General features: G+C 54.9%; 9 protein-coding genes. 3 read left to right on the top strand and 6 right to left on the bottom strand.

Translation table 11 applies throughout. The features are described from left to right. Both AC2VLY_RS03545 and AC2VLY_RS03540 read left to right on the top strand, forming a co-directional pair. Nucleotides 1–1648 (top strand): hypothetical protein (locus tag AC2VLY_RS03545; protein ID WP_486894210.1); only part of this gene is annotated, 1648 nt, incomplete at its 5' end. After that, the gene (locus AC2VLY_RS03540; protein WP_486894209.1) at nt 1635–1937 is read left to right on the top strand and encodes a GIY-YIG nuclease family protein; all 303 of its coding nucleotides are present in this window, start codon (nt 1635–1637) and stop codon (nt 1935–1937) included. The genes AC2VLY_RS03545 and AC2VLY_RS03540, both read left to right, overlap by 14 nt. Here the strand turns inward: AC2VLY_RS03540 and AC2VLY_RS03535 are convergent. From AC2VLY_RS03535 to AC2VLY_RS03525, 3 genes are all read right to left on the bottom strand, one after another. Then, nucleotides 1934–2746 (bottom strand): hypothetical protein, encoded by an 813-nt coding sequence (locus tag AC2VLY_RS03535; RefSeq protein WP_486894208.1) that lies wholly within the window; start codon nt 2744–2746, stop codon nt 1934–1936. The genes AC2VLY_RS03540 and AC2VLY_RS03535 overlap by 4 nt on opposite strands. After that, nucleotides 2743–3462 (bottom strand): hypothetical protein, encoded by a 720-nt coding sequence (locus AC2VLY_RS03530; RefSeq protein ID WP_486894207.1) that lies wholly within the window; start codon nt 3460–3462, stop codon nt 2743–2745. The genes AC2VLY_RS03535 and AC2VLY_RS03530 overlap by 4 nt, the downstream gene beginning before the upstream one ends. 421 nt (nt 3463–3883) lie before the next feature. After that, nucleotides 3884–5239, bottom strand: a complete 1356-nt coding sequence (locus tag AC2VLY_RS03525; protein ID WP_486894206.1) for an MFS transporter — start codon at nt 5237–5239, stop codon at nt 3884–3886. Nucleotides 5240–5395: 156 nt separating this feature from the next. Here AC2VLY_RS03525 and AC2VLY_RS03520 point away from each other — a divergent pair, with 156 nt between their 5' ends. Continuing rightward, nucleotides 5396–6076 carry an ArsR/SmtB family transcription factor gene (locus AC2VLY_RS03520; RefSeq protein WP_486894205.1) on the top strand — a complete coding sequence of 227 codons (681 nt, stop codon included), beginning with the start codon at nt 5396–5398 and terminating at the stop codon, nt 6074–6076. 18 nt (nt 6077–6094) lie between these two features. Here the strand turns inward: AC2VLY_RS03520 and AC2VLY_RS03515 are convergent, their stop codons facing one another. The 3 genes from AC2VLY_RS03515 to AC2VLY_RS03505 form a co-directional block, all read right to left on the bottom strand. Then, on the bottom strand, nt 6095–6343 hold the full coding sequence (locus AC2VLY_RS03515; protein ID WP_486894204.1) for a ThiF family adenylyltransferase: 249 nt from the start codon (nt 6341–6343) through the stop codon (nt 6095–6097). Nucleotides 6344–6479: 136 nt separating this feature from the next. Beyond that, nucleotides 6480–6947 (bottom strand): cupin domain-containing protein, encoded by a 468-nt coding sequence (locus tag AC2VLY_RS03510; RefSeq protein ID WP_486894211.1) that lies wholly within the window; start codon nt 6945–6947, stop codon nt 6480–6482. A 29-nt stretch (nt 6948–6976) separates the two neighbouring features. Further along, on the bottom strand, nt 6977–7699 hold the full coding sequence (locus AC2VLY_RS03505) for an iron-containing redox enzyme family protein (RefSeq protein WP_486894203.1): 723 nt from the start codon (nt 7697–7699) through the stop codon (nt 6977–6979). Between the last annotated feature and the right edge of the window lie 195 nt (nt 7700–7894).

Below are 7894 nucleotides of genomic sequence, written 5' to 3'. Positions count from 1 at the left end.
CGGCAAAACACCGGTGACCTGTCGTTCCTGCAAGGCCCATGATCGGCACTGTGTCCGCTGTGGCAAACCCGTACCCCGTGCCGGCCTCACGGTGGAGGAAGGGGCGGTGTGCCCCTCCTGTGTGCGTTACTACAAAGAACCCCGGCCTTGCGCGGTCTGTGGGCAGAAAAGTCTGCGGCTCTCTCGGGATTTCCAGGAGGGATTCACGGAGCCTGTCTGCAACCATTGTCGGCGCAAAAGTTATATCACCTGTCCTTCCTGCGGCAAGCATCGGCGTCCTGCAGGACCGGATGGGCAGGGGCGCATTGTCTGCAAGCAATGTCTGGAACGCACAGGCCCCTTCATCTGCCCGCAATGCGGTCAGGAAGGGCGCGCCCACAGCAAAACCCGCTGCGAGGCGTGCTATTGGAAAGATGCTGTCGAAAGGCGCATGAGCAGCGCCACAGCACTCTTGTCCCGTCCTTGGGCCAAGGAAGCCTTCTCAGGATTTACGCTGGAATTGCGGGAACGCGTCGGCGCCCAGCCAGCGGCTATGCGCCTGGAAAAATATTTTCTGTACTTCGCGAAGCTCGATACCCTGTTCACCACCCCCGGCGACATCACCGCCGAAAAGCTCATTATGGCTCTGGGTCGGGAAGGGTTGCGCCGTTATGCGGTGCCACAGAGTTATCTGATACGTCATGGCATCGTACCCGCCTTTAGCGATGAAACCCTGCAGGCGGCCAGCGCCGAAGCCGCGCAGATCGCATTGCTGACGGCATCTGACGGCCAATGGTATGCGGGGTTGCTCCGGCGTTTTCACGCCCACCTTGCGGAAATCAATGCCCGCTACCGGACCCGGGGGTGGCAAGGCAAGCAACAGCGTTTCGTGCCGCGCACCGTAACCACCGCGCTACGGGCGGCGAAAGTATTCCTGGATTTTCTGGAGGTCGGCCCGGCGGCCGGGGTGCAGCAAATTCAGCAGATGCAACTGGACCGTTTTTTGGTGGAGCACCCCGGTTATCGGGACGGCATCCGCGCCTTCGTGCGCTTTCTGAACCGCAAGGAAAAACTCTTCCGCAAGCTCAAGATCGAGTCCGTGCAACGCAATCTGCCCAAAGGGCTTATTCTGGACCGGGATCGTTATGCCGGCCTGCTCCGCGCCTGGCTCAACCCCGCAGACGATGTACTCAAGGCATCCCTGATCAGCACGCTCATGCTGCTGTATGCACAACCCGCCAAACGCCTCGTCCGGTTGCGCTTAACCGATCTGGCGCAGGGCGCCACGGACGGGATGTATCGGGTGATTTTCGGTCGCACCGAGATTACCCTGGACCCGCGCGTGGGCCATCTCCTGGCACGCTACTTGGAGCAGCGTCGCGCGCTGGCGACCATGGAAGAGACCGATGACACCGACTGGCTCTTTCCTGGGCGTCGGCATGGTGGCCACCTGCACGAAGCCATGGTCAGCTATTATCTCAAAAAACAGGGTGTGACGGCAGACAGTCTGTTTACTACCGCCATTTACTACGCCTATCTCGGGGGGTTACGGCACCCCAAGGTGCTGGTCAAGGCCTTTGGGATCACCGACTACACGGCCGTCAAATATCTCCAAATGATTGACCCGAGGCTCACCGCCGAAGTAGAGGTCAAAGTTGCCAGCCGATAGGACGTGGTGGCTGTATCTGATCGAGTGCCGGGGTGGCGGTCTATACACCGGTATCGCGCTGGATGTCGAAAAACGCTATCAGCAGCATGTGACCGGCAAGGGGGCCAGATATACGCGCATGAATCCACCAGTACGAGTGCTCGCCCGCCGGGCCTATCCTGACCATCGCAGTGCGGCACAGGCCGAGTTGGCAATAAAGCGGCTGCCCTGCCTGGAGAAATGGCGTTGGGCAGCGGCCTGTTGTGCGCCAGACATTGAGCCCCCATCAGCCGTGTCCGCCACCAATTAAGCGGCTAACGTCCGCAGGCGATCCGGCGCATCCTTAGCAGTTACATTCACCAATTGCGCCATCTCCTCCAACCCCTCGGCATAGATTTTATTGACCTTGGGGATGGTCTGCGTGAGGACGATACATCGTTCTTTTACCAGAAACCCGGACTCTACGGCTCGCTGAAAACTGAGCAGGGCATCATTGACCTTTTGCTGGATGTCTTTTTTCGCTCCATGAAACGCAATGGCCTTGAATCCCATACGAGGCTCTTCGATGATGGCGTAGGGGAAAGTAGTTACAAAAGGCCTGCCTCCTGGCAAATCAAAGGACACCTCAACCTCTCGGGAGAAGCCCTTGCGATACACCAGTTCTGACGTGAGTAAGGCATCCTCAATCCATTCAGAGAAGGGTTTCTCTGGCGGCTTGGTCATCGTGCCGATCAGGCGATCTTCAAGGTTATCCAGCATGACCTCCACATCGTGGGATCCTGACCATTCCTCGGTGCGCGGTGCGGTTGCCACAATTTGCCGTTCCTGAGCAGCAAGGCTGGCAAACAACGTATCAACGAGAGGGTTATCGGAGTTCCAAGCGCCGTCCCAGGTGGCGATGTCTTGTAACCACTGCAACCACTCCCCGAACACCCAGTGCTCCTGAATCTGGCGAGGCGCGATCGCCCGATAATAATTCAGATCAATGAAACCATTCCGCTTCATTCCGATGGCGCGCACATGGGTCTGGCCGCCAGCCCTCGCCAGCAGCGCGAAGTTGCGGCCCTCCTGGCGCTCTGGATGCTCTCGATACTGCAAGAGGCGGTATTCCACGATCATGGGCGACTCCTGATGAAACTGGCATGCCCTTGCACGATGACGGGGAGTGCTGCTTTCCGCTTAATCATTGCGTCAGCGAGGAATTGTTGCAACTCTTCGGACACGGCCCGGAAGGGCTTACCCATTCGGCAGCACTCCCGGATATAGTCATCAGGCAATGCCACGATGCGGCTGATCCAGCCTTCCAGGAAAACGGCCTGGACACGCCCATAAAAGGGATGGCGACGCACGATGAGGTCCCCCTCGGCCAATTTACGGATGCTATTCGTCGGATTGCTTTCGACCCCAAGCAGGGCATGACTGTGATCGAAAGCGGCGAAGAGCCGCACATGAGGAGTGACCAGGGCCGCCTTCAGATTGCGGGCACGATCCCCGTTGCCGATAAAGAGGTCGAAGGCCACCAGGGCGGCCACCATATTCGGGTACATCTGAGCGATACGATCGAGCTGCGGATCAAGCACGTCTGGCAGGTTAATTCCCGGAGAATGCAACAGGAGACTCGCATAAACTTGGCCGTCACCGGTAGTGGTGAGCACCCCTTCGGCTACTGGCGCATGCAAAGTTTGCGCGAGGCGATGGGCGACGTATTCGTTGTAGACGCAGTGGGGAGACTCTGGACTGTCAAACTTCAGCGCGGCTTCCAACGTGCATAGGGATGGCAGTGTGACGCCATTCTTTCGGGTTCCTAAAATACGGCGGATTTTATAGGTTTGCATCAGTGGTCCAAGTTGCGGATGGTTGTCATTACCTTGGTGCCGTTGTGCGCCCTACCGTGCCTTACATTTTAGAATGCGACGTAAGTGTACCATTTGGTCCGGCATCTGGCCATGAATGCCAAGTAATAGTGAAGAAGCATGGATAAGCCGCTGTTGCGGCTCGGCGAACTCCTCGCTGAACCTGGATTATGCCATCTTCAGCTCTTGGTCCCCTCCGGCAGTACATACTATCCCGCCCGAGGGCATAGACGCCAACCGGATACTTGCCTGTGGCATCATCGAAATCCTGATCGCCTGCGCAGAAATCCTCCTGTCCTTGCGCCTTCATTCGGGTAATGTACCAGTTCCGCCGAGAGGGTCGATGCCCAGCAGACTCGCTCCTTGCGAGGTGAAGACACCACGCTCAGTGAACTGCGCATTTTCACTCGCGGCGAATAAACCGCCATGAAACAAATCCAGCCAGCAACAACGCGGCAGCACTGCCCTGAATGGCGGTCTCAACGCCAGCGGTGGATATGGATGCGTCGACGCCGACCAGCCCACCCAATAGCGCCACGCCCAAAGCGCCGCCAGCCTGACGGCTGGTGTTGTTGAACGCGGAGGCGGCCCCTGATCTTTCCGGGGGCAGAGCACCAATGGCGGAAGCCACCAAAGCGGGCGTTGCCGCCGCTAGACCCAAGCCAATGACCAACAGCGCAGAGTACATCAGTGCTTCGTCCGGCACTTTAGGCACCCATGAGAGCAACAGCATCCCCGCTCCCGTGGCGCCCAAACCGAGCGCGGCAGGGTAACGGCTGCCAAAATGCCCGGTGATGCGGCCACCAAAGGGCAAGCTCAAGGCGAACGGCGCAAACATCACGGCCAGGCGTAGACCCACCTGTTCGGGCGACAATTGCTGGATACGCAGCAGGTATAAGCTGAACGCGAACAGCGTCGCGAACACGCCAAAATTCATGAGACCAGAAGCCGCATTGGCTGCGGTGAATACCGGTTGCCGGAAAAACCGGAAGTCCAGCATAGGATGGGCATGGCGTCGTTCCACCAAGCACAGGGCCACACCGCTCATTCCCGCCCACACGAATGCGGCAATGACCGGGACATTCCCCCAGCCGAGGGGCTGACCCTCAATGATGGCGAAAATAAGGCTGGCCAGTGCGGAAGCAGCAAGAATCTGTCCCCAGATATCCAGCTTCCGTCCCTGTGGATGGGAAGACTCCGTGACAAATCCGATGGCCAGCCAAAGACCCAGAACCCCTACCGGCACGTTGATCCAGAACACGGAGCGCCAACCAAAGGCTCCGACCAGAAATCCCCCCAGAGTCGGCCCCGCGACCACCGCAAGACCCGACACGCCTGCCCACCAGCCGATGGCCCGCGCGCGTAGCCGGGCGTCGGGAAAAACGTTTCTCAGAATAGCCAGCGAGTTGGGTAATGCGGCAGCGGCACCAAGCCCCTGCAGGCTTCTCGCGCCGATTAAAAACGCATAGGAAGGCGCCACTGCGCAGGAGATGGACCCCAGCACGAAAAGCACCATTCCGCCGATATACATCCGGCGGCGGCCAAAAAGATCGCCCAGATCGCCGGTCGTCAGCATCAGGCTGGAGAACAAAATGGCATAGGCATCGACCACCCATTGCAGGGCCGTGATGCCTGCATGCAGATTATCCTGAATGCTTTTGAGCGCGACATTCACCACAGTAAGGTCGAGTTGAATCATAAACAGCCCGAAGCAGACAGCGATCAGTGTGATAGTTGAACGACTAGGTTGGTTAGTCATTTGAATTCATGTCTGTCATGGTGGTTTATGGTCACAAGGCACAAGATCACGGTGTCCTCCAAAGTTCGTTGAGCAGATGGCGGTAAGTATACCATGTTGACTTGTCGCCCTGCTTCCATGATCATCGAAATGTGCAATAAGGAGAGCGCCGAGCGTATGGATGTTACGAAAACCGCTGCATTGCTAGCGGTGCCAACCCGTATGACCATGGTCTATGCTCTGGCGGGCGGTGTTGCGTTACCAGCCAGTGAATTGGCATACCGAGCCGGAATTACTCCACAAACCGCTAGTCATCATCTGGCACTTATGGTCCAGGCGGAATTGCTGGTGGTGGAACGTTGTCTGCGCTATCGTTACTACCGATTGGCCAACCCAACTGTTGTTGATGCCATCGAGAATTTATTAGCTTTGTCTAGCCTGCCACCGATAAGAGATCGGAGGGACCGTACTACGATCGATCGATTGCACGTTGCACGGAGTTGTTACGATCATCTGGCTGGGCGCATTGCAGTATCATTGGCGGACGCGCTCCAGGAAAAGGAATGGATAATCTTGCAAGAGCGGGATTTTCACGTTACGGGAGCGGGGGAAGCCAGATTCAAAGATCTCGGTCTGGATATTACAGCACTCCGCCAACAGCAGCGGCATTTTGCCCGACGTTGTATCGACTGGAGCGAGCGACGTCCTCATATTGGCGGAGCATTAGGAGCCGCGATGATGGCGCGGTTACAGGAGATGGGATGGATAAAGAAAAAAACTGGTGACCGAAAAGTCTCTGTATCCAGTACCGGACAGACTGAATTCTGGAAATTATTTGGCATAGATACGGAACTCTAGTTCATACATGTCTAAACTTCAGTTTGAAAGATCAAAAACCTCCGGATCAGCGACCTTAAGGTGCGTTACTCCCATCCGCGCCAGCCTTTCCGCAGTAGCACCACCTATGCCCCCAGTGCCTGCTACCCCAACTGTAACATTTTTTATCATACTTTGGCGCTCTCTTTGTTCGGCCTCGCTGTTTCCAAGCCATCCTAGATTCCGATTGACCCGTTCCCAGTACTTATCGTCATCGTACTCCGCCTCATAAACAATAGGATCATGCATCTGGAACTCCCTGGTAAACTAGTTGATAGAATTTGCTCAAGCTCCCTTTAATTGCTTTTGTAGTTGTGCAATCGTCCTTCTGGGTGGTGTGTTGGCGCCATGAGCGTATTTTACACCACATTACTGAGTAGAACTGTCAAAGCTCATCCGTCTCTTCGCGCACAGCAATACCCCCGAGATTCTGTAGCAGTGGAGCATTCTCGCATGCAACATACTGGCACGATACGTTGGTACTGTTATTTTTGTGATGATGCCACGCCCATACAGGTATATATATTGCGTCACCGGCCTTCCAAATAATCTCGTGGTCCTCAATGAACGTAGTACCTTCTCCCTTCACGACGTAAATTACGGACTCATAGTTATGGCGATGCCGATTTGTATGCTGTCCTGGTTGAATAATACCTATGGTCATACTTATAGACTTTGTTGGAAGATCGACCAAATAAACAGGGTGTTTACGCTCATCAGAAAAGTGCTTAGCTCCGGCATTCTGGCTAGTACACACGCCTGGATGATGGAGCGTATCCGGGAGTTTTGAGATTATCGATCGGCTAACCCTCCAAAAATCCCTTGAATCAAACGAGCGGTCATCTGGCTTCATTACGTCGGCTGGCGCGTTCATATTCCCTCCTATACTATAAGCACTGCGGTCATCAGATCCATGCGCTGCCTCACCAAGTCTTCAGCTATCGCATGTACCATCCTGCGCTTATAGGGGCGTTCTATGAGAATCCGGTCGATGATCCGTCGCATCGTGAGCGCGTGGTTTTCATCTTCGCTAACATGTAACTGGAAATAATACAAACTAGACCCGCTCTCACCGCTCCCATGCAGCCCATCTATTACTGCCCCATAAATAATAGGCACAATTGCCTCAGCGCCTAAGCACAATGCTGAAAGACCATCAAGCGGATCAGAACTCCGGCAATAATGGTACATGGTATCTTGGAGCCGCTTGGTCTCCTGAAGCAGAGGCTCGGAATCCGGTCGCACCCCGAGATCAGACAAGGTAATATTGTAAAGTTCAGAATGCGTGATTTTTTCGGATGTATTCAATCCCATTTCTTCAAAGAGATTAGCGGATATTTCTCGCATATCGTTACTGGATGGTAATGATGCCATCATTGCGCATAGATAGCGGGTGAAATGGCTTGAGTAGTATTGATGCTGCACGAGGAAGCTAGTGAGTGCTGCTTTTGTCACTATTCTGCGTCTGCAACCCGTTAAAAATGGATGTTCGCTTAATTCTTCTACTAGACCAGCGGGAAAGAGATCCACCCACAACGACGAAATAAATGCGCCTGCTCCGATAGAAGCATTGTTGTCTATGTTTGCTATTGAAACGTTTGGCATGGGCATTCCTTAAAAGTGAAATCTCGTATTCCAAATCCATGAGTCATCTTGTTGCTAGACTTCAATCCAACACGCAACAATCGACTGCCCATCAATTTTCATCGGTAGGCCAGCGCGGTGTGATCGAAATTCATTTCGAGACAAAAGGCGTTCAACAGCTATGGACGTCACAGTAATCAGTTTCTTTGCTCCGTG

The sequence above is a fragment of the Acidithiobacillus sp. TH-A36 genome (assembly GCF_057473445.1).
This window is presented reverse-complemented; position numbering and strand designations above follow the sequence as displayed.

Coding starts and splice junctions, on each gene's coding strand:
- AC2VLY_RS03535 (WP_486894208.1), bottom strand. CDS start 2,746: ATGATCGTGGAATACCGCCTCTTGCAGTATCGAGAGCATCCAGAGCGC.
- AC2VLY_RS03530 (WP_486894207.1), bottom strand. CDS start 3,462: ATGCAAACCTATAAAATCCGCCGTATTTTAGGAACCCGAAAGAATGGC.
- AC2VLY_RS03525 (WP_486894206.1), bottom strand. CDS start 5,239: ATGACTAACCAACCTAGTCGTTCAACTATCACACTGATCGCTGTCTGC.
- AC2VLY_RS03520 (WP_486894205.1), top strand. CDS start 5,396: ATGGATGTTACGAAAACCGCTGCATTGCTAGCGGTGCCAACCCGTATG.
- AC2VLY_RS03515 (WP_486894204.1), bottom strand. CDS start 6,343: ATGCATGATCCTATTGTTTATGAGGCGGAGTACGATGACGATAAGTAC.
- AC2VLY_RS03510 (WP_486894211.1), bottom strand. CDS start 6,947: ATGAAGCCAGATGACCGCTCGTTTGATTCAAGGGATTTTTGGAGGGTT.
- AC2VLY_RS03505 (WP_486894203.1), bottom strand. CDS start 7,699: ATGCCAAACGTTTCAATAGCAAACATAGACAACAATGCTTCTATCGGA.